This is a genomic window from Chryseolinea soli (assembly GCF_003589925.1).
Taxonomy (GTDB): Bacteria; Bacteroidota; Bacteroidia; order Cytophagales; family Cyclobacteriaceae; genus Chryseolinea; species Chryseolinea soli.
Genome location: NZ_CP032382.1, coordinates 88209 through 110879, shown reverse-complemented (window position 1 = coordinate 110879; position 22671 = coordinate 88209). Strand labels below are relative to the sequence as shown.

At 50.0% G+C, this 22671-nt stretch carries 18 protein-coding genes; 8 read left to right on the top strand and 10 right to left on the bottom strand.

Going from position 1 to position 22671, the window contains the following annotated elements; genetic code table 11:
• Nucleotides 1-212 precede the first annotated feature (212 nt).
• Nucleotides 213-917 (bottom strand): hypothetical protein, encoded by a 705-nt coding sequence (locus D4L85_RS00455; RefSeq protein ID WP_119752467.1) that lies wholly within the window; start codon nt 915-917, stop codon nt 213-215.
• Nucleotides 918-1103: 186 nt separating this feature from the next.
• Here D4L85_RS00455 and D4L85_RS00450 point away from each other — a divergent pair, with 186 nt between their 5' ends.
• The 5 genes from D4L85_RS00450 (at nt 1104) to D4L85_RS00430 (ending at nt 6837) form a co-directional block, all read left to right on the top strand.
• Nucleotides 1104-1478, top strand: a complete 375-nt coding sequence (locus D4L85_RS00450; RefSeq protein ID WP_119752466.1) for a VOC family protein — start codon at nt 1104-1106, stop codon at nt 1476-1478.
• A gap of 384 nt (nt 1479-1862) precedes the next feature.
• Nucleotides 1863-2264, top strand: coding sequence for a C40 family peptidase (locus tag D4L85_RS00445; protein WP_160143445.1), 402 nt, complete (start codon nt 1863-1865; stop codon nt 2262-2264).
• A gap of 251 nt (nt 2265-2515) precedes the next feature.
• Nucleotides 2516-4906 (top strand): ABC transporter permease, encoded by a 2391-nt coding sequence (locus D4L85_RS00440; RefSeq protein ID WP_119752464.1) that lies wholly within the window; start codon nt 2516-2518, stop codon nt 4904-4906.
• Between the two features lie 58 nt (nt 4907-4964).
• A complete protein-coding gene (locus D4L85_RS00435) occupies nt 4965-6002 on the top strand; it encodes a class I SAM-dependent methyltransferase (protein ID WP_119752463.1) in 1038 nt (345 codons plus the stop codon).
• A 259-nt stretch (nt 6003-6261) separates the two neighbouring features.
• Nucleotides 6262-6837, top strand: a complete 576-nt coding sequence (locus D4L85_RS00430) for a cupin domain-containing protein (RefSeq protein ID WP_119752462.1) — start codon at nt 6262-6264, stop codon at nt 6835-6837.
• A gap of 229 nt (nt 6838-7066) precedes the next feature.
• On the opposite strand, the gene D4L85_RS00425 is transcribed toward D4L85_RS00430, so the two are convergent.
• The 5 genes from D4L85_RS00425 to D4L85_RS00405 form a co-directional block, all read right to left on the bottom strand.
• Nucleotides 7067-8659 carry a SusD/RagB family nutrient-binding outer membrane lipoprotein gene (locus D4L85_RS00425; protein WP_119752461.1) on the bottom strand — a complete coding sequence of 531 codons (1593 nt, stop codon included), beginning with the start codon at nt 8657-8659 and terminating at the stop codon, nt 7067-7069.
• A gap of 36 nt (nt 8660-8695) precedes the next feature.
• A complete protein-coding gene (locus D4L85_RS00420; protein ID WP_228450729.1) occupies nt 8696-12124 on the bottom strand; it encodes a SusC/RagA family TonB-linked outer membrane protein in 3429 nt (1142 codons plus the stop codon).
• Between the two features lie 159 nt (nt 12125-12283).
• Nucleotides 12284-13267, bottom strand: coding sequence for a FecR family protein (locus D4L85_RS00415; RefSeq protein WP_119752459.1), 984 nt, complete (start codon nt 13265-13267; stop codon nt 12284-12286).
• 116 nt (nt 13268-13383) lie between these two features.
• Entirely contained in the window at nt 13384-13962 is a 579-nt protein-coding gene (locus D4L85_RS00410; RefSeq protein ID WP_119752458.1) for an RNA polymerase sigma-70 factor, read from the bottom strand.
• A gap of 144 nt (nt 13963-14106) precedes the next feature.
• On the bottom strand, nt 14107-14409 hold the full coding sequence (locus tag D4L85_RS00405) for a hypothetical protein (protein ID WP_160143444.1): 303 nt from the start codon (nt 14407-14409) through the stop codon (nt 14107-14109).
• Nucleotides 14410-14520: 111 nt separating this feature from the next.
• Between D4L85_RS00405 and D4L85_RS00400 the strand changes: the two genes are divergently transcribed.
• Both D4L85_RS00400 and D4L85_RS00395 read left to right on the top strand, forming a co-directional pair.
• The gene (locus tag D4L85_RS00400) at nt 14521-15549 is read left to right on the top strand and encodes an alpha/beta hydrolase (protein ID WP_119752456.1); all 1029 of its coding nucleotides are present in this window, start codon (nt 14521-14523) and stop codon (nt 15547-15549) included.
• Between the two features lie 329 nt (nt 15550-15878).
• A complete protein-coding gene (locus tag D4L85_RS00395; RefSeq protein WP_119752455.1) occupies nt 15879-16337 on the top strand; it encodes a hypothetical protein in 459 nt (152 codons plus the stop codon).
• A gap of 107 nt (nt 16338-16444) precedes the next feature.
• Here D4L85_RS00395 and D4L85_RS00390 read toward each other — a convergent pair whose 3' ends face one another.
• The 3 genes from D4L85_RS00390 to D4L85_RS00380 all read right to left on the bottom strand — a co-directional run bounded on the left by D4L85_RS00390 (nt 16445) and on the right by D4L85_RS00380 (nt 20848).
• The gene (locus D4L85_RS00390) at nt 16445-18034 is read right to left on the bottom strand and encodes a PepSY domain-containing protein (RefSeq protein WP_228450728.1); all 1590 of its coding nucleotides are present in this window, start codon (nt 18032-18034) and stop codon (nt 16445-16447) included.
• Nucleotides 18035-18051: 17 nt separating this feature from the next.
• Nucleotides 18052-20406, bottom strand: a complete 2355-nt coding sequence (locus tag D4L85_RS00385; protein WP_119752454.1) for a TonB-dependent receptor — start codon at nt 20404-20406, stop codon at nt 18052-18054.
• A gap of 97 nt (nt 20407-20503) precedes the next feature.
• Nucleotides 20504-20848, bottom strand: a complete 345-nt coding sequence (locus tag D4L85_RS00380; RefSeq protein WP_160143443.1) for a hypothetical protein — start codon at nt 20846-20848, stop codon at nt 20504-20506.
• Nucleotides 20849-21245: 397 nt separating this feature from the next.
• Between D4L85_RS00380 and D4L85_RS00375 the strand changes: the two genes are divergently transcribed.
• Nucleotides 21246-22145: an EamA family transporter gene (locus D4L85_RS00375; protein ID WP_119752452.1), complete on the top strand. Its 900-nt coding sequence runs from the start codon at nt 21246-21248 to the stop codon at nt 22143-22145.
• A gap of 135 nt (nt 22146-22280) precedes the next feature.
• Here the strand turns inward: D4L85_RS00375 and D4L85_RS00370 are convergent, their stop codons facing one another.
• Complete coding sequence (locus D4L85_RS00370; protein ID WP_119752451.1) at nt 22281-22622, bottom strand: hypothetical protein; 342 nt, start codon at nt 22620-22622, stop codon at nt 22281-22283.
• Nucleotides 22623-22671: the final 49 nt, after the last annotated feature.

The window sequence follows — 22671 nt, the reverse complement described above, 5'->3', positions numbered from 1 at the left end:
AGAATTTACTTTTAGAACAGACTTTACCTTTTACCCAAACTTTTTTCACGATGACACAAATCAATTGCCCGAAAGACGATAGACCACCGACTATCAGGATATTGGCTACTAATTACTGCTACTGATTACTGATTACTGATTACTGATTACTGACTACTGGCTACTGGCTACTGAATTCTGGCTCCTGGCTCCTGGATTCTGGCTCCTGACCATCACATCGAATTAAATACCCCCTCAAACTCCACCGGATAAACGATCTCATAATTCCAATCATTCTCCCCCGTCATAATCCGTTTTGTGACCAATACGTGTCCCAGCAATCCTTCGTCATTCAATACTTCCAGCACCAGTTCAGTGGCACTGTCCCAGTCGTCGATAAAGAACAACATATTTCCGCCGGCCCCCATATCTCCCGCAAACCATTCCCCAAGATTTCCGCGCTTCAAGGCCTCATCAATTTTGTCCTCTACGGTTTGTCTCAAGTCCACGAATCCGAATGCTTCCAGATTGGTCATGGTGGAGTCTGGAACGATTTGAATGAACATGACATCCCTTTCTTTTCCCAGTTTTGGGACCCATCCTTCTTTTTCATAGAGCAGCGACAGGGAGTCGATGACGTTGGGTCTGTTTTTGAATTTTAGGATCGAGCCAAAGCGTTGATGCGTCAACGCATATTCGTCGATGTAGAGTTGTCCGCTTTGCAGCACGATCTCCGTGTCGCTGGCCAGGATCCGGCGGAAGGCAATGGTATCATTTGGCTTTTTGTAGAAGGTCCTGAGAATTAGTTTGTCGCTGTTCCTGGACTCGCCCAGCCGCTTCTGTTTGGGATGATAGGTGCAACTGAAACAGGTGATGATCCCAAGAAAGACAAAAAAATAATGGAAAGAGGATTTCACCCGTTGATCTTTAACTGCCATGGCCTGGGCCTGTTTGGTAGGGATAAGTTTATTTCTTCGAACGAATATCCAACTTTTTCTTGAAAGACCCGGCGGGAATCAGGGATGGAAGTCTACATTTTCAGGGAAGCGCAAGGTCAACGACAGGCGGGAACTGAAAATATCCTAAATTGGCTGGTAAGAATAAAAAGAAGTAGCCATAACCACATGAAACACGCAGCAAAATCGATCCGGGCCTTTATCGGCGCAAAGAACTTCGAGGAGTCGAGGCAATTCTATAAAGAACTGGGATTTGAAGAGTCCCCAATCGATAAAACCATGTCTTACTTCCGGGTTACGGACACGTTGGGATTCTATTTGCAGAACGCTTATGTCGAAGACTGGATAAACAATTTGATGCTGTTTCTCGAAGTGGACGATGTGCATCGCTACTGGAAAGAATTGCAAAGCCTGGGGCTCCATCAGAAATATAAAAATGTAAAGCTGACTCCCGTCCGGGAAGAAAGCTGGGGAAGAGAATGCTTTATGCACGACCCCTCGGGCGTGCTCTGGCATTTTGGGGAATTTCACGAAGCGAAATAACCGGGTGAAAGCCAGGTTATCGAACCAAAATGCCTCCCAGTAGAAAAAAATGTTGGAGATACTGAATTATTTGTCTGACAAAGAAATTTCTTTTCCCTTCATGAATGACCGATAAACGGCATCTAATGCGGATAAAAGTTATTTTTTGTTGAATGACACTTTGCCGGCCGCATGATGCTTCGCAAGCGATGATGTGTAATTGAGCATGATCTGTTAAATTTGTTGATGCTCAAAGTTCTGGTAATACATATTTTTCTCCCCGTTTTCTCTTTCCTTCCCCCGGTAAAGAATCGATTCCATCACCCCATATCACTGGCAACGAGAGATCACTATAAAATCGCCGACACGGTGCGAGTTCCGTTCGGTAAGCCTGCTGAAAGTGACATGGTAAAGAGCAAGGCGGAGGAACTTATCACCTTTGCACAGACCTTAAAAGGAACGCCTTATAAATACGCCTGCTCCGACCCGAAAAAAGGATTCGACTGTTCCGGGTTTGTTCAGTATGTATTCCATCATTTTAATATTACCGTTCCGCGGAGCTCTATTGCTTTCACGAACGTGGGTAAAACAGTAGACCTCAAAAACGCCATGCCCGGCGATCTGATTCTATTTACAGGCACCAATAAAAAAGTGCGAAAAGTAGGTCACGTCGGCATCGTCATACAAGCCTCCGACACCATCAAGTTTATACATTCTTCTTCCGGGAAGTCATGGGGTGTGAACGAGACAACATTAGGCTCCCACTACAAAGCGAGGTTCATAAAAGTGGTCCGGCTGTTGGAGTGACCGGCACGCACCGGCGATCCGCTGATGACAATACTCATCGACCACCCAAATCCATACATAATGTCTTAGCCGTTTTGTGAAGGAGCAGGATGGAAGACATTCGCCTGATCATATTCAGACGATTCCGTCCGACCGCGGACAACCCGCAGTGGCTCCGGCTGTGGAGACAGACGGCTTTCGGCGTTTTACATCTTGGCACAATTCTTCATGTCAAAAAAGCGGTCACATAGCATCACCTAACACCGGGATTTATGTATAAGAGCTACTTTCGCTACGGATGGAGAAATCTTGTCAACGGTAAAGCCTATTCGCTTATCAACATCACGGGATTGGCCACAGGCTTGGCCTGTTGTTTGGGCATTGGGCTTTTCATCCATGATGAATTCAGTTTTGATAAGTTCCACCGGAACCTGCCCAATCTCTATCGCGTAATCGAAAAACAAAAACAAGCGGGCGTGCTCTATGACGTGGCCTGTACCCCCGGCCCGCTAGGCCCGGCAATGAAAACGGATTTTCCAGAAGTGCAGCAGAGCTGCCGGCTGGGCAGGACCATGGGCATACTGGAGGTGGGACAAACACACCTGGAGCCCGCCGACATCCGCCTGGTGGACAATAGTTTTTTTTCGATGTTTGATTTCAAATTGCTAAAGGGCAACCCCGCCCAGGCATTGCTCCGGCCCGACGAGATCGTGCTCACCCGGTCGGTAGCGTCCCAATTGCTGGGGCCGGACTGGCCAACCAAACCCAACCTCCTGGGAACGACCATCAGCATGACCAGCTACGGCGGGAACTATACCCTGACACTGACCGGCATTGTTGACGATCCTCCCGCAAACTCCCACATCCGTTATGGTGTGTTGCTATCGATGTTGACGGTGGAGAAGTATGATTATTTCAAATGGGACAACAACTCGTACTATACCTATCTGTTATTATACCCGTCGGCCGACCCGGTAGCATTCGATCACAAGCTAAAAACCTATATCGACCGCTATTCCGACATCGGTTCAAAAGACGAAGCCCGCACGCTCTTGCTGCAGCCCATGAAAGACATCTACCTGCACTCCCACTTTGATTTCAACAGCGACGACGCGCTGACGAGCGACATCGTGTATGTGCGCATCTTTTTTGCCGTCGGCCTGATGGTGTTGCTCATCGCGCTGTTCAATTTTGTGAACTTGTCCACGGCGCGGGCCACGCATCGCGCCAAGGAAGTGGGCGTACGCAAAGTGATCGGTGCGATGTATAAGCAACTCGTCGCGCAGTTTCTGGTGGAGTCGTTCTTGCTCACCGCGCTGGCCGTGGTGGTGGCACTGGCCGTGCTGCAACTCTTCTTGCCCTTGCTGAACGAGATCTCCGGTAAATCACTCTACGTACCCTTTGAAAAGACCGGGTTCCTGGTGGCCGTGCTGCTGGCCACGGTAGTCATCAGTTTATTGGCCGGGCTTTACCCCGCCTTCTTCCTCTCGAGTTTTTCTCCGGTCAAGGTGTTGAAAGGCTTTTTGAAAGTCCGTTCAGGCATCACGTTCCGGCGCACGCTCGTGGTCGGGCAATTTATGTTTGCTGTGATGCTGGTGATCGCCTCGATCGTGATCTACAGACAACTCCGTTTTATCCAGGACAAGCAGCTCGGATTTGACCGCGAACAATTGTTGTACATCCGGCTTAAAAATAAACTCAACGGCAAGGCGCTGACGTTTAAGAATGAATTGGAAAATCAACCCGGCATTGTCTCAGTGGCTCCGGCAACCAACAACATGGTCGATGTCACCAATTCCACGTGGTCGATAGCCTGGGAGGGACAGCCGGCCGACGATAAGTTTCTGATCACACAAGTCAATACCGACGCCGATTTCCTGCGCACCATGGGCATGACGCTGGCTACGGGCAGAAATTTCGTGCCGGGTAGATCCGATTCGAGTGGGTACATGCTCAACGAGACGGCTGCACGCCGGATGGGATGGACCGCCGCGCAAGCCATCGGCAAACAGGTTACCCTCTGGGGCACAGAAGGCACCGTGGTGGGCGTGGTGAAAGACTTTCATTTCCGCCCCATGACGGAAGCCATCGAACCCTTTATTTTCCGCTATTGGGCGAACCGGGATTATTCTGGCGTTTTTGTGAGAACGCAACCTGGGCAAACGCATGAGGCCGTAGCCAGCGTCGAGAAGATCTACAAAACACATGAAGACCAGGCTGCCCTCCAATACCAGTTCATGGACCAGGCCCTCGACGCACAGTATCGCACGCAACAAAACAGCGGCACCATCATTTTGTTCTTCTCCGCGCTGGCCGTGATCGTATCGTGCCTGGGCCTCTTTGGTCTGGCCACCTACGCGGCCGAGCAACGCACAAAAGAGATCGGCATCCGCAAAGTGCTCGGTGCCAACATGGCCAGCATCGTGCAACTCCTTTCCAGCGACTTCATCAAACTGGTCCTCGTGGCCATCGTGCTGGCGATGCCCATAGCCTGGTGGAGCTCGAACCGCTGGCTGCAGGATTTTGCCTACAAGATCGACCTGGACTGGTGGATGTTCGCCACCGCGGGGGCGGTCACCGTATTGATCGCGCTCGTTACCGTATCGTACCATTCCATCAAAGCCGCGATCATGAACCCCGTCAAAAGCCTGAGAACGGAATAAGCATCTTTGCCAATCCCGGACCTGCGGGCATGTTCAATGCAGGGATAACCGCGTTGGAATGAAATCATCTCAATGGGTTGACTGGGACGTCGGAAAAGGCAAACTTAGCGCGAAAGAAAAACAGAACATCGAACCGACGCATAAGTTGGCCACAAACGGATTGGACCTCGGCAACCTTCGCCTTCCATCCCCCACGGGCATCTCCGAAATGAAGACGTGCCTGGAGGCCATCGGAAAAAATCCAGCCCTCTTCAGCGAGGACAACTTTAAAGACAGAATGGACGCGATCGAATTCATCGAGTGCCAGGTTCTCGGTCAGCTTGAATTAATGCTGCAAAAAACAGACGACCCGGATCAACTGACTGTACTGAAACAAGGCGCCGAGAACGTCAGGTCTCGCCTGGAGAAAACGAATGTTGCCTTGTTTGAAAGGCTCCGCGAAAACATCCGGAGCAAAAGATATACTGAAAATGATTTCAGAAACCTGATTCACGAATACGTCGAATCTGATTTGAATCCCGTGGGACAACGGGAGGCGATTGGCTACGATAACCTCGATATTTTTCTCAATGGGCTATCGACGTTTCTTCCTATGCCTGAACCGACCAAGCACCTGGAACCGGAAATGGTGCATTATCAAAAGACACCCGCCCGGATCATCCTGGAGTTGGCGGAAAAATCTACGTTCACAAAAGAAGATGTTTTTTTTGATCTGGGCTCGGGCTTAGGCCAGGTAGCCATCCTGGTAAATCTTCTCAGCGGCGTTCCGGCGAGGGGCGTTGAATTTGAGCCCGCGTTTTGCCAGTATGCCAGCGCATGTGCTAGCCAGCTGAACCTATCAAACGTCACCTTCATCCATGCAGATGCACGTGAAGTTGACTATTCGGAAGGCACGGTATTTTTTTTGTATACGCCTTTTGAAGGTAAGATGCTGCAGACGGTATTGGGGATTTTGGAGAAGGAATCGCGAGACCGGAAAATCAAGATCTTCACGTATGGGCCATGCACCATTAAAGTGGCTGAACAAGGTTGGCTGGATTTTTTTGGAACCGATGTTAATGATCTATACGCGTTGGGTGTTTTTCATAGTCGTTAAATTTCGCTGCCGACCCGCCGCCCTTGTTGGTGTTCTTCACCAACAAGCGATGCGGGGGAATGCGTTGTTTATAGGTGAGGCGCAACAAGGGCAGACATAAATTGGAGAGACATCGCCAAAATGTTGTTGGTGAAGAACACCAACAACGGCGTGGAGCAATGTGGTGCATGAAGAGAACGCCAACAACGGCGTGGGTGAAGAAGCGAGCCGGTAAACTTGCCGATATAATTGATTACCTTGTTTATTCAACAAGCGTACCATGAACCACATCCAACAACCTCGTCGAAAATTTCTCCGGGTAGGAGTAGTAGGATTTTGTACTGCTTTCTTTGCCCAGCTCCCAAAACTCAGTTTTGCAAGGCCAACGTCCAGTGGCGACAAAGGTATTGTCGTACGGGAAGACGAAGGAACCCATATTTTAACGAGACGCAAAGTGCCGATCACTATAAAAATATCCAAAGCGAAGCAAGGCATAGAGGGTATTTCATTTTGCGTTGAAGACATGGACCCCGGGCGCAAGATGCGTGTTCATAAACATCTGAATAATGATGAACTTATTTTTATCCACAAAGGAGAGGGCACGCTGACATTGGATGAAGAGACCATTGCCGTAAAGACCGGAGATGTTGTATTTGTTCCCAGAGGTATCTGGCATGGCCTTGACAACACCGGCACAGAAAACCTGCGCATGGTTTTTCAATATTCACCCGCGGGATTTGAAGAATATTTTATAGAGAATGGCACGCCGGCCGGAATGCCGGCCAAAGAAAGAAGTGACGAAGCGTATGCGTTGACGGAGAAGAAATATGGGATGGTTTATAGGGATAAGCCGTGATCTTATCCTTAGCCCTTGTTGGTGTTCTTCACCAACAAGCGACGCGAGGGAGCGCATGGTTTGTAGAAAGAAGCCAGCAAGGGCAGGCATAAAATAAATGACATCGCCGGAAATGTTGTTGGTGAAGAACACCAACAACGGCGGCTTCCCATAATCAACAAAAAAAACCGCCCGCTCCGATATATCGATCGGGCGGGCAGTTCACCCTAAACTGCAAGAGAGGCTCCTGCTATTCCTTATCCCACCAGATCCGGGTGGTCCATAGATCCGGGCCTTGAGAGTCGATGGCGGCTTTGTAGTTTTCTGTGTTGATGCTGGCTTCCGATTGAGGGTAGGGGATGCGGCGCGGGATGGTTCCGCCGGTTTCGTTGCCTGGATAATTTGTCGGGGTCAGCTTGGGATAGCCCGTGCGTCTCCAGTTGGCAAAGATCTCCATGTTGTTCATGAATTGGGATACCCAGAATTGCGTGTGGATCTGTTCCATTTGCGCTTCGAAAGTGCCGCCGGTGTACGGGTTGTCGGCGAGGTATTGATCGATGGCGGCCTGTGGAATACTAAACGATCCGGGATAAAGCGGTCCCATCTTCATCGACGCGTTAACGGCTTCTTCATAGTACGTCTTGGGATCGCCGCTGTCCCAGCCGCGGAGTGCGGCTTCGGCCAGGTATAGTTTCACTTCGTTGTAGCTGAGGAAAATGCTTGGCGTGGCGTCGTGGGCTACCGTATGCAAATTGATCTCGGAGTATTCGGCATAAGAGTCGTCTGTCCAGTCGGGGATGATGGATTTAATGGACGAGGCGTCGTAGCCGGAGGGCAGTCCTTTTTGATCTGCAGGATTGGTGCTGGTCGGAAGCAGGGAAGGATCAGCATTGCCGGGCCAGAGGGTGATGTAGAACGGAAGCCTGGGGTCTGCTGTATTTTTCAAGTGCGACACAAAAGTTTGCGCCATCTTGCCATAGCCCCGGCCTTCTTCCGAAGGAGGCACGCCTTCGCCGCCCTGGAGCTCGCGCCCATCCCAATAGTAGTTCAGTTCGCCGCCGCTGGAGTGATTCAACCGGGCAATGTCGGCGTTGCTTTGCATGACGCCGCCGGCGATCGCTTTCTTCACCCAGGTTTCGGACAAGGCAAGATCAACTTTGGTGAGACGAAGGCCGAGGCGCAGCATCATGGAATAGGCGAAGGTCTTCCATTTGCCCACGTCGCCGCTGTAGAGATAGTCGGCCGATCCGAAAGATGGCTTCGAAGGATTAAGGTTCTTCGCCGCTTCGTCGAGTTCCTTCAACATGTCGGCATAGATGTCTTCCTGTTTGTCGAACTTTGGCTTGTAGTTGCCTTCGGTGTAGCCTTGGCCCGCTTCAAAATACGGAACGTCGCCATACATGTCGGTTGCCCGGTGCATGATGTAGACATGCCAGATGCGAGCGATGTTGTAGTAGTTCACCATTTCCGGATCGTCTTTCGTGAGCGTCAGGATCTGTACGTTCTCCTTCAGCTCGACGCCGAACACCGCGTTGAAAAGGCCGTCGGTATAGCCTGCTTTTTTCAGGTACTTGTCGCCGGTCCATTGGTACGGATTCAGCGAAGCAAAGATCTGCATCATGGCTCCTGCGAGTTTGTCGTTCGGGTATAACGTGTTGTCGTCGCTGGAACCGGCGGTGCGGATGAGGTTGTAAGAAAACAAGCTGCCGATCACAGGCTCCGTAAACGCGTTGGGATTCTGGTTCATTTCTTCAAAGCCGCTGTCGCAAGCGGAGGCCAGTAAGATCATGATCAAGCTGCCTTGGAGGATCAGTCGGGTTAATTTCTGTTTTATAGTCTTCATGATTCGTTCTCTGATTAAGGTGGTTACTTCCATACGCTAGAATCTTACCGATAGATTGAAACCATAGCTCCGGGTGGTCGGTATCCCGAAGTTTTCGAGGCCTTGTCCGTTGCCGTTGCTGTAGTTGGACTCCGGATCGATGTTCGGCACATTGCTGTAGATCAACAGGAGATTCCGCGCCACAAACGATAAGCTCAGCGCCTGGAAAGGTGTCTTCGCGAGCAACGGACGGGGCACGGAGTAACCGAATGTGAGCTGACGCAGCTTGATAAAGCTGGCATCATAGACAAACTGATCCGTGATCGAGTAAGCAATGCCCTGGTAATATTCCTGTGCAGGAACGACGGCATCATATTCCGCTCCGTTCTGATCTACACCATGTACAGCAACTCCGTTTTCACGGATGTGATTATCTGCCGTGACCTTTGATAAACCAAAGTATGCACCGTAGGCATTCGCTGAAGAATAGATCTTCGAACCAAACTTGCCGTCGAAGAGGAAACTCAGATTGAAATTCTTATAGCTCACGCTGTTGTTCAACCCCATGGTGAGGGGCGGCACGCCGCGGCCGAGGGGTGTGATGTCACTTTGCAGGGGAATGCCGTTGGCATTGTTATAAACAATGTTGCCCTGGGCATCGCGCATCATTTTGTTGCCGGCGATCATGCCGAACGACTGTCCTTCGTAGTGGTAGATATAGGCATTCTCTGTGCGGGGAATCGCTCCGGGAATGGCCAGGCTGGTGAGACCGTCGGCGATCTTGATGACCTTGTTGTTGTTGTAGGCCATGTTAAAGCTCACATCCCAGGTGAACCCGTTGGAAAGCGTCACGGGTGTGCCGGTCAGCAACAATTCAATTCCCTGGTTGCGCATTTCGCCCACGTTGAGTAACACGCTCTCATAACTGGATGAGGTAGCCACCGAAGCATTCACGATATCGTTGGTCGTTGTTCTTCTGTAGAAGGTGAGGTCTACGCCTACGCGGTTATTGAACATCCGCGTCTCGATACCCGCTTCCGCCGTGGTGGAGGTGTAAGGCTTGAGGTCTTTGTTCGGGATCGTGGTCCCGGTGATGGCCATCAACGGCTGACCGAGGTGGTTCACCGATTGCGCCGTATAGCTCAACCCCAGTCCATAGGGATCGGGCGCGCCGCCACCCACTTGCGCGAGCGATGCACGTACTTTTCCCAACGACAACCAGCCGGGCTTGGTGGTCCAGGCGTCGGAGAACACAAAGCTAAGTCCGGCCGAAGGATAGAACTTGCTGTTGTTGGCCATCGACAAAGTAGAGAACCAATCTTTGCGGCCGGTGAGACTGAGGTAGAGGTAATGGTTGAACCCGATGTCGACGGACGCGAAGATGGAGTTGATCGCCGACTCTTTGAACACGGGTGTTTTGAACACCTGGTTGCTTCCGTTGCCGATGAAATATTTGAACGGAACGATCAGCTGGCCACTCTCCAGTCCACCGGACGATACCTCGTTGTGCATTTTATTTCCGCCGGCCAGCGCTGTGACCGAGAACTTGCCAAAGGTTTTGTCGAAGCCCATCAACACTTCGGCATTGGTTTCGGATGCCTGGTTCTGCGTGGTTTCATAATCGCCTTTCGGGTTCCAGAGCAAGCCCGTTGGGTTGACGCTATAGCCGTCGATGTTGTAGTAATCAATTCCCAACCGGCCGCGCACATACAACCAGTCGGTGATATTATAGCGCGTGCTAAAGGACGAGATCAGCCGGTGACGTTGGTCTTGATTTTTTACTTTGGTGACGGCGAAATACGGATTGGTCACGAACACATAATCGTTCCACGGCGTCTCATAGCCATCGGCATCATAGCCCGGGGCCAACGTGCGCACATCCAGGCTCGTGGCCATCACCCCAACAGAGGCATTCGGGTTGCTGGTGAAATCGGAAATCGACGTGCGGTTTTTGTTGAGCTCGATGCTGTACTGCACATTGGCTTGAAGCACAACCTTCTTGGCAAGCGTGGAGTTGACGCTCAGGTTGAATGTTTTTCGGTTGAGGGTGGAATTCGGGATGATCCCCTTGTTGTCCATGTTGGCTGCCGAGAACCTGAAGCTGGCGGCTTCTGTTCCTCCGCTCAGCGCAAGCGTGTTGGAGAAGGTGCTTCCCACATCATAGAAATTCTTGATGTTATTTTTTTGAGGTGAATAGGGACGCGAAACACCATCGGGCTGGATCACCGAGGTGCCGTCCATCGGTGCACCCCACGACATTCTTCCATTGGCAATGGCGTCGGCTTGCGATGTGGGCTTTAGTCCACGCGAGCCCGAGCCATAGGCATACTGCCAGTCGGTGGCTTTGAGCGGACTCTCCATCGTGTAGGTAGAGCTGAAGTCAACGCCGATACCTTCCTGTGCTTTGCCCGACTTGGTGGTGATGATGATCACACCGTTTGCTGCGCGCGAACCATACAGGGCTGCGGCCGTTCCTCCTTTCAACACCGAGATCGATGCGATGTCGTCGGGGTTGATGCTGTTCAGTCCATCGCCTTTGTCGGTTCCGCCATAGGTGCTGACGGTGCTGTAAGTAGTGTTGTTAATGGGAATGCCATTGACCACATAGAGCGGCTGGTTGTTTCCCCCAAGCGAACCATTGCCGCGGATGATGACACGGCTTGAACCGCCGGGGCCTGTAGCCGTGCTCGTCGCATTCACACCGGCAATACGACCCGACAGTGCGCTACCGAGGTTGTTTTCCCTGGCTTTCGTCAGGTTCTCGCCGGGCACTTCCGTAACGGCATAAGGCAGCGCTGCCTTGTCGCGCGTGAGACCCAAGGCGGTGACCACAACTTCATTCAATGATTGGGTATCTTCGCTCAGGATGACATCGAGTGTACTTTGATTGTTGACGGGTACTTCCCGGGTAGCAAATCCAATAAAAGAAAAGACCAGGGTCGCATCGCCGCTGATGGCGTCAATGTTGTAAGCGCCTTTCGAATCGGTCGTTGTTCCCACCGTGGTTCCCTTGATCATGACGTTTACGCCGGGCAACACTGCGCCGACACCATCCGTGACCACACCGGAGACCTTGAAGGCATAAGCAAATTTTTTCGTAGCATCCTCTTCTTCAGCACTGGCGGGCGGATGCGGAACTAAAACAATCTGTTTGCCGATCACGCGATAGCGATAGCTGCCGCCCAACAAGGCCGACAGCGCGTCGGCCAGCGACACTTCGTTGAGAGCCAGCGTGACCTTTTTCTCTTTCTTAACGATCTGGGGACTGTAGACAAATTTGACTCTTGCCTGTTTCGCCAGGTATACGAGCACGTCTTGAAACTCGGAGTTCTTCACATCAATCGTCACTTTGCGCTCCAGCGTCTCCTGACCTGCGCTGGTATGGGCCGTGGCCATAGCGAGGGAAAAGGATGAGATCAATATGGAGAACATTGTTACTTTCATAAGAAAAAGCAATCCATGTTGAATAGGTTTAGGTTTATTCATAAATTGGGATGTTTTTGTTTGTAAAAGGGCAAAGACAAAGCTGTTCCGGGATTCCGATCCCGGCGCAGGAAAGGGCTGATGGTGCTCGTAACACCGTCGGCCTCATTTTTTTTGTAAGGGTCTTACTTCATAGGCGATTCTTGGTTTAGGTTCATCATTTCATTTACAGCCTTCCGCCTCAATGACAATGGAAGACGCTGACTTTTCATATCGCGCGCCAAGCGCGTTACAGATGATCTCGATTTGTTCATACAATCCTTCTTCCGTCAGATCGGCATAGGTGATCGTGCAACCTGACAACACCTTCGGATCAAATTGAATGGGAATGCCATACCGTTCCTCCAGCGCGTGAAAGATCTCCGGCACGGGTACGTTGGTGTAGCTCGTTCGCTGTGAAGATTGCGGTGTGATCACCTGGGGATCGCTCACCAGCATTTTTACGGTCTGATCTTCATTCCTATGATAAACGATCTGTTGATTTGGCGTGAGGATGATCTCCTGCCGCTGGTCGGTTTTGTTGCTGGCATGTTCCGTGTAGACGGAAACCTTCCCGGTCTTCACCGTCACGGTGATGTCTTGTTCCAGCGCGTAGGCTTTGATGAGGAAGCTCGTGCCCAGCACTCGGGTGGTCACTTCATTGGCGTGCACTAAAAAAGGACGTTGCACATTCCGCGCCACTTCAAAGAGGGCCTCCCCGGAGAGATTCACCTCCCGCTGGGTCCCAAACACAGATGGGAAACGGAGCTCACTGCGCGGCTTTAATGTCACCACGCTGCCATCGCTTAGTTCCACTCGTTTCTCGAGGTCGCCAGAGGTGACGACGACAGGTGCGTTGGCATCCGCCATCGTTTGCTCGTGAGGAAGGTTAGGGGTGAAATATCGGTAGAGGTAAAATGTACTAACGGCTAACAAGACGATCGAAGCCGCCACGCGGACATATTTAGTATAACCTTGCCGCTTTGACTTCTCAACATTGAGGGACGACCAGAGTCTTTTTTGGATGGCCTCCCGGGTGGCGGGTTCAAGCTCTGTTTTTTCTTCTCCTATGGCATCGAACCAGCGCTCCACCAGTTGCTGCTCCTCTGGCGTGGATTCATAGTTCAGATAACGTTGTAGGATCTTGTCAATTTCCTGAGGCGACATGGGTTCGTATGATTTAGGTCAATACAAAGACGCGTTGCCCCGGTTTTTCCGCAAAGAATTTGGAAGTTTTTTGAAATTATTTTTTGCTCGCGAATCGGAGCGGCCGAAAATGACATCTACTGCAGGAGCAGGCTCATGACGAGAAGCGGCATATAGTCCTTTAAACGCAGGCGAAGTTCCCGGATGGAAAGGGTAAGATGATGCTCGATGGTTCTGCGGGGCATTTTCAAAGTTTCGGCGATCTCGGCAATGGAGCGGCCGAGGAGGCGATTAAGCCGGAATACCTGTTGTGACTTCTCCGGCAACTGCTGGAGGGCATTTTCAATGACAAGACTCAGTTCCTCAAAATCAAGGGCTTCTTCGGTGGTCCTGGAATAGCACGGAAAGAATTTCAGATAGTATTCCTGGTATTTCTGATGAACCAGCCGGGTGCGGATCTTGCTGATCACACCCCGGCGGACGGCAGCAAAAAGATAGCTGGGCAAATCCGCGATCAACACCGTTCGATGATTCTTCCAAAGGCTTGCAAAAATGTCCTGAACAATTTCTTCGGCCTCTTCTTCTGAATTTATCCGGGCCCGCGCGACGTGATAAAGGCGCTCCCAGAAGCGTGAGAAAATTTCTTCAAAAGCCTCACTATCGCCCAGGTGCAATCGTTTCAGGAGTTCTTCATCACCGTGGTGGACAGTTTTCATGTTAAGAAGCTTTCATAACAAGTTTAAGTTAAATTAATATCAATTTCAAGCACTGTGTTGTGTGTGATAACGCACATTGATTTATGCGGCTCGCCCGCCGCCCTTGTTGGTGTTCTTCACCAACAAGTGATGCGAGGGAATGTATTATTGTTGGCCAAACGTCAGTAAGGACAGACATAAATAGGGCACGTCGCCGGAAACGTTGTTGGTGAAGAACACCAACAACGGCGAGACATCGCCGGAAGTGTTGTTGGTGAAGAACACCAGCAACGGCGAGACATCGCCGGAAGTGTTGTTAGTGAAGAACACCAACAACGGCGAGACATCGCCGGAAGTGTTGTTGGTGAAGAACACCAACAACGGCGAGACGTCGCCGGAAATGTTGTGGTTGAGATCACCAGCAACGACGAGGGAACCGCCCCTCAAACTCTCCTTGCAGAATTGCATAAATTTCAACATATTCGATCGAATGCGATGCTGTACCGCATTTTGTTTAAACAGTCGAACTTGAAGCTATTCCCCTCTTTTTTTATTTGACTCCAAAAAAAAATATTCAAAATGAAGCAGTACATCCTCCTGGCGTTTTGCCTTATCGCATTTCATTATTCGAATGGCCAGGCCGTCACCGGAAAGGTCAAAAGCTTTTTCATAAACGCGAAGTCCTTACAAAACACAGGCGGTGAAAATCCAAATCGGAAGGTGTCCGTTTATCTTCCACCCAACTATGAGGGGAGCAGCGAGCGCTACCCGGTCATTTACTACTTGCACGGCTTCATGGGCAAGGACAGCATTTTCTCCACCATGAAAGAGATCCTGGACGAAGGCATCCGCAGCAAAAAGATCCGCCCGTTCATCCTGGTTCAACCCGATCAATACACGCTTTTCGAAGGCAGCTTCTACAGCAACTCCTCCCTGACCGGCAACTGGGACGAATTCACATCGAAAGAGTTGGTGGCCTATGTCGACAAGAATTTCAGAACGATGGCCCGGCGCGAAAGCCGCGGCATTGCCGGACATTCCATGGGCGGCTACGGCGCGTTTAAGATCGCTATGTTGCATCCCGACGTCTTCAGCAGCGTCTATGCGATGAGCCCGGGACTCCTCGCCATGGTAAAAGAATTTGGCCCGAATAGCACTTCTTATCGTGACGTCCAGGCCGTCAAGACCCATGACGAGTTAAAGAAGACCTATTATCCAAAAGTGCTGGTAGCCGTGGGAAGAGCATGGTCGCCCAATCCCAACAAACCACCCTTCTACTGCGACTTCCCCTTCACCTACGAGGGCGACAAAATGATCATCAACCAACCCGTCTTCGAAAAATGGGAAGCCAACATGCCCGTCTACATGATCGAGAAATACGCCGACAACCTGCGCAAACTCACCGCCATCAAAATGGACTGGGGCAGAAATGACGCACCGAGGTTTCCGGTTCAAATTGGAATGTTAAGCCAGCGATTGGAGAACCTGGGGATTACCCACTATGCCGAAGAATACATCGGGGACCACACCAACAAGATCTGGGCGCGCGACGGAAGAGTGCTAAACGATCTGTTGCCATTCTTCAACGATTACCTGGATTTTGATTGATCAACTTATAATAATTTCTATCGCGATCCCGATAATAGGGGAGATACTACAGACGCTGACAAAGGAAATTCAGCGAGGACCGTTGGGGAATGCCGAAGATTGGCGTTCAAACTTTTATCACGGTGACAAATGTTGCGAATTCTTGTCGGGCTAAATTCCTTCGACAACGAAGTCTGCAAATAAACAGGTCAATGGATTGCCGAGATGCAAAAATAACATAACTTAGATGTGGAGCCCATCCGTATTGCCTACATGGCAGTTGGATGGGTTTTTTCGTTTGAATAACCTGCCACAAAAAGATATTGTCGAAACACAAACCAATTACATGTATGGATCCGATCAGTATCATTACGCTCATTAGCTCAGGATTAAAGCTAGTGGATCAATTTCGCGAAATGGCCTTGCGCATAACGGGCCATGACGTAACCCCGCCGGGTTCAAAAGCAGAGCAATCCGGTACGGCTCTCGAGATAAGCCACCGGGGAAAGACTTATCAAAAAATCGAAGCAACGGAATTAAAAATGGATCAATGGGACTCCGTTCGATACCAGGCTTTGTATGCACGGATACAAACCAACTGGAATATTCTTAATGACTTGTTTTCCCAGGAAGCAGGGCTGTCAGTTTCGGAGGGAGCCCGGGTGAGGGAAGACATGAGAAAAACAAAGGAGACCCTTTGCAAGGACTTTAAAGAGATGGTGGCGCTTTATGAACGCGCGCTCGGTATTAGCCTGCCTGATCATTATACGCTTTATGAAGTGTGTTCGCCCCAAGTGAAGAGCGTGTAAGGAAAGAACACTTTACTTTCTTAGCTCCCGTGCCTTTTCGTCGCATGCACGGAAAAAAGCATCCCGCAGAAGCGGGATGCTTTTTGTTTTTTTATCGATGGAGTCCATTATGCTTTTTTCAGAAAGACAAGCAACCCCAAAACGCATACCGTGAGCAGCCCAAAAGCCGATAGCATCATCGTAACATCACGAACATTTTTACCCGCCCAATCCATCAGCAGATATTTGTGAAAGATCGCAAAAGAATAGCCTTCCACCCGGTCCGTTCCATTGATGGTGGCGGCCAACCGCGAGGTAGCCGTTTCTACATAAAGCGTCTGATCATCGGGAGTATCGTAGGCCAGTCTTACCACCGGAAGACGTTTAAAAACAAATCCATATTCACGGTTTTCAAACTTGGGAACGAGTTCGGCCTTTAAAAGTGTGGCATCTTCACCAGCACTTGCGTTTCCAGCGCCCATCTCTTCACAGCAGGCTGCCGTCATGCTGGTCTTCTGGCTAAGCACCTCCAGGAATTTCTTGCCTAGGAACTTGGCATACACCAGATCGCCGTTTTCCAGAACATGCCCATCCGCCGCATCGATGTAGAGGGTTTGGGGCGGTTCGTCTTCGGTCTTGATATAAAATACCTGGAAGTAGTCATGCTTGCTTTTTCGCACGACAGAGAGATTGTACAAGCGCTCCCAATCGACATTCAAGGAAAGCGAAGCTGTGTTTAGCTCGCTGGTTCGGATGATGGGTTCATACACCATTTCAGGCAACACGTTGGGCTCCAGCTTCCGGGTGGCATGAAACGCCCCGCTCATGGTAAAGGTCAACGCAATGAAGGCTGTAGCAATCCCAATTTGCCGGTGATATTTCCGGAGTCCCTTCTTTTCGTTTGTGTTGTTCAACTTTTTGAACCGCTTCCAGAAAAGGCCATAGATCACGATCCCGCTGACGGCCGAAGTGAGGATGATGCCGAGTAGTAACACCATGATGCTGATCCGTAACGTATTGTTCGTGATCCGTTCCAAAAAGGACCAGTTGTGAAAATTATCAAATACCCATAGAAACGCCTTGCGCGCACCGGTATTAAAAGTTCCCATCCGGCTCGACGAAGTTTCGATGTATACATCCATAGCATCGGGCCGGTCAAAACTGATTTTCCAAACGGGGAGGTAGCGGTTGATGTATTTGTATTGCTGGTCAAATTCCGTTTGCAGGGTAATGGACTTGATCTTGCTTTTCTGATCGTCCAGGAAGTAGCGTGCCATGAATTCCGCGTACTTCACGTCTCCGTCTTTCAACCGGTCGCCGGTAGCGGCATTGTAATAGCGCAGGCTGCCATCGATTGATTTTACCTGGTAGAAGGTCTGCGCATCAAAGACCACCAACCGGAAGTTCTTAAAGTCGGCGATGTCATTTTTCTTCAACACCTCTTGCAAGGAAAGCTGAACCTGACTTCTGTCAAGCACTTTGGGTTCCATGAATTCCCGGGCGATGACGGGTTTGAACCAATGCGAAAGGAAAGGATGCATAAGCCCGGAGAGCGTCCAGAAAATGACCGGGACAAGGGTGATCAATCCAATGGTTCGGTGCCACTTGAAGATGTTTCGTTTGAGCATTCCGGAAAGTTTGCCCGGTGCGGCAGCCGCATCCGGTTTAACATCCGTTGATTCCACGGTTTGGAAGGTTGCTATTGATTTATTTTCCATATCACGTTAGAGCAGGATTATTTTTTGCCAGTAAAGTTGTATTGAATGCCAAACACAAACGTGCGCGGTGCCGCCGGGGTGTAGGTCGTGCGGTCGGTGGCGTTGTTCCCCCGCGTGGCGTTGGCCGAGTAGAGCGCGTCGGCTACGTTGAGTACGTTGCTGTAGACTTCTATTCCCTTCCACTGATACCCGATGCGATAGTTGATCACGTTATACGCCTCATAGCGCACCGTGTTGATCTGGTTCTGAAAATAGCTTCCAACATGTTGCCACTCCACAGAGGTGCGCAGGTTCTTGACAAACCGGGGATAATAATAAAACTCCGTGTTCCAGGTCCAGCGCGGCGCCGCCGGCATGTCAAAGCCGCTCAGGTTTTGGTATTGATCGGTCGATTTGTTGCTGATCTGAAAATCTTCAAAACGGTGCAAGGCCGTGGTGCCCCCAAAACGGAAGAAAAATTCCTGCGTGGGTTTAACCGTCAACCCCAATTCGATACCGCGGTGTAACGTTTTTCCAGCCGACTGGTAGTCGGTTGAATTATCTGCCTGACGAATACTCAACAGTTCATTGGTGCCATACATTTGGTAAAGCGCCACATCGAGGTAGCCTTTGTTTTTCCAGAAGGCGGCCCAGCCACCAATTTCATAGTTCTGGAATTGGGCGGGTTTCAAATTGTAATAGAATTCCGCCGGATCACTATTGGGCTTCCTGCGAAAGATGGCGGTCAATGCCGGCGGTGAGAATCCTTGGGCGTAGTTGGCATAGAGGCCTTTGTCTTTGCCAAGGTCATAGGTCAACCCAACCTTGGGTGTAAACTTGCTGTAGGCCTTGCTGCCGCTGGACTGATCCAGGTAGTTGTCGTACGTGAACGACATCCGGTCGTAGCGAACACCCGTGGAGAATCGGAGGTCTTTCAGCGGCGAAAAATCATATTGCAGGTAGCCCGCGGCGTTCCGGATCTTGGCGTCGTAGTCGGCCAGCTTGATGTCGGGTCGCTCCTGGTTGATGGTGTATTTCTCTACGGATTTTCCATCGGGACGAAGTTGTGCATGGAGATCGATCTGATAGGACCAGTAGTTGTTAGGAGAATAGTCATACATGCCTCCCGCGATCAGACGGGAATCCAAAAAAGAAAACTGTTGGCTGTGCTGGGCCAGGACCCCATAGCTTGTAAAATTATTGGAGTTGATCTCGCCTCTTGCAGTAGTGGGATCGTTAGTGGCACTGGGCGTAGGATTCCAACGAATGCCATAGGCAGGATTCTGCCCGTGCTCATTGGTCCTGTTGAATAAGGTAACAAAAGTTTTTGACCCCTTACGCCAATCGTGCTCCAGGGTGAGGCGGGAACGCGAGGCTTCCGATTTGCGATAGGTAAAATCTGTAGTGCTCACGTATTGGCGACTGTAGAACGCCACGCTGTCTACACTTCCGGCCGTATTGGAGAAATATTTGCCATAGATAATATTCCCGATCAACCGAGTAGTCGGCGTAAAGTGATACTCCAGCCGGGCATTCACCGTCGTCTTATCATAATCCGAATTTGCCATCCAGGAGTTGGTCTGCTCACTTCTCAAGCCCCCGATGTAAAATCCGAATTTTCCGGTTCGGGCACCCGCGCCGAACTGTACTCTACGAAATCCAAAATTGTCGAATTGGATCCCCACTTTAGCGGTAGGTACTACCGGGGGACGTTGCATGATAAAATTAACAGCGCCGCCAATAGCCTCGGCCCCATAGATCGAAGAGACGGGGCCCTTCACGACCTCTACGGAACTGAGGGCAAACTGATTGATCTCGAGCAATGCGTTGTGATTGAATACGCCCAGTGGCCGGATCGGTACGCCGTCCTCCAGGTAAAGGAAGTAGCCATTCGTGGTCATCGGTTGGCGTATAGCCATGAAGTGTTGTTCGTTGTTGAGGTTCACCATCAATACACCGGGCACTTTGTTGAGCGCTTCATAAAGTTGAGTGGGCTTGGTTTCGTCGATGAGTTTGGCAGAGAGTTTGGAAATGGCCACGGGCGTTTCGGTGCGCAGGCTGGCTTCCCGGTTGGCGGTCACCACTACCGCCTGCATTTGTTCCGTCCGTGGCACCAGCGAAATGCGAAGGGGTTCGTTTGTGGTTTCCACCTGTTGGCTTTCGTAACCCACCATCGAGATCTTTAAAACCGGATGCTGCTCCGCGCTGCTGAGTTGAAAGAATCCTTCGGCATTGGTGATGGTGCCTATATGGAGGTCACTGGCAAGCTGCACCGTAGCGCCCACGGCGGGCTCTTTGGTTTCAGCATCATAGATTTTTCCCTGGAGGATCTGTTGGCTGAAGACAGCGGTATAGCATAGGCAAAGCCATAGCATGATATAGATTTTTTTCATGTACGATTGAAATGAAACGTAGAATTTGAAATACAATTAGCAGCTGATCACCCTGCCGGTAGACGACGGGAGAAACAGGCAAGCAGATTCGCTTGGATTAAGACAGGTGTGCCGGGGGATGAAAGACAGATCGCAGACAGCCATTGAGCGGTTTGCTCCAGCGTGGAGCGTGTGCCCTGTCGATGCGGATCTCATTCAAGTGGGGAACTTGAATGCTATGGGAAACAAAGAATAATTTGATCTCTAAAGCGATGGGTAATGTACGCTGGCTGGCCCCATCCTCATCGTTGGAGTGGACGGTCAGGCCATCGTTAAAATCATAGTCACTGCTGCAAAGGGCGATGGGGATCTCTGCAATAAGACCCAACCGGTAGGCGATCTCGTGCCGTTGGCTGTAGAGATAGGAAAGGAACCCTACACGGCTGGCACAATGCAGCATCATGCTACACAGGATTACCAGAATGACGGCCCTTCTCATCATGCGCGAAAGATAGTGACGAAAAGGGAGACATTCCAAGCCGCTACAAATTGGAAAGCATATAATTTGGGCGTTTTGACCTGATTCAAGCGGGGTTTATGGGTATCTTTAAAGGACAATTAGGGGGCATTTATAATTTTTTCTAAATTCGTGGGTCATTCAATCAGAATACGCATTTTATGTATCGTCGATTTTCTTCAAACACCCCTCCTCCGGTAGCTTAAAAAGCTAAATAACCGGATTCTTATATTAGTCAGTCCCCACATTCTTGCGGGACTGCTTCGCCATATTTTAATATTAGCATTTAAGGTTGTTTAGCCTGTCACAGGTATTTTCTTAATCATCATTAAACAATCTTAACATGAAGAATTTGACGCATGTCGTCATGGTACTGTTTGGTGCAACCTTGTATGGCACCATGTCCTCCTTTGTAAAGCTGTCGTACGCCCAAGGCTATAATGCCGCTGAAATATCCTTTGCACAGGCCGCGCTGGCAGCACTCCTTCTCGGTATTTGCACGTTGGTTACGCGGGAAAAATATAAAGAAAGGCTCACCCGGAAACTTCTCTTTTCATTGTTGTTAACAGGAAGTTCCATTGGGCTGACAAATTTCCTCTACTACGAGTCTGTACACTATATTTCAGCTTCGCTATCCATTATCATCCTGATGCAGTTTACCTGGTTCAGCCTGCTGTTGGAATGGATCCTATTTAAAAAACGGCCATCCGCTGTCGAACTGTTCACGGTTGTCCTTATTCTCATCGGTACGGTGATCGCCGGAAATATTTTTTCTCCGGAAGAGCGTTCCTTTTCTATAAAAGGCGCTGTACTGGCATTACTTTCTTCGCTGACATATGCCTCCTACATCGTAGCGAATGGAAGAATTGATACCGGCGCGCGATGGCAATCAAAAAGCACGTTGATCATGATAGGTTCAGCTTGCACTATTTTTCTGATAAACTGCAAGACCATCCTTGCGGGCAATCATTTTGACAGTGAGTTCCTGCTGTGGGCAGTATTCTTTGCCGTGATCGGAACAACGATCCCGACGGCATTGTTTGCGGCCAGCATCCCGAAGATTGGGGCAGGCGTTAGTTCCATTCTCATGACGGTGGAGCTTCCGGTGGCCATTATCTGTGCAAGCCTGGTGCTGAAGGAGTCCATAGGCCCGTTACAGGTTGTCGGGATAGTCATTATGCTGGGAGCCATAGCTGCCATGAATTATTACAAATCGTTAAAGTCAGAAAATCAGAAGGGATGAGTTGGGTCGTGCGCATGGCAGGGGCTCGAATAATGGTACCGTGAAGCCGGTATGTTAAAATCAATGAAGCCATCAAATTCAGGTTTGATGGCTTTTTTTATCGGGAAGGATAATGCGTCCAGGCATCATCTGTTGTTAGTCAACGTGTAGTATTTCCTCTATTAATTTGTCATGCTTTTTATTCCACTCGGCTTCCCGTCTGTCCTCACTAATAGAATAGTGATGGATGATGTCTTCTATTTTGCGCTTGAACAAATCGAAACACTTTTGTGCTTGGGCCAGATCCAAAAAGAATTCGGTGTGGAACAGCAGCCCATAAATTCCAATCGTGATGGAAAATGGGGCAACATCGCCTTTACCTTCTAATGTCACGCGAGCGCCAAATGTATTTTCTTCGTCCCGTAGGATGGTTCCGCCTTCTGATCCAGTTTGGCGAATGGATTTTCCGTTATCAAAATCTGTCCACGTATAGTTCATAGTCCTTTTGTTAATCCTAAATTAAGGCTTTTCATCATGACAAAAGCGT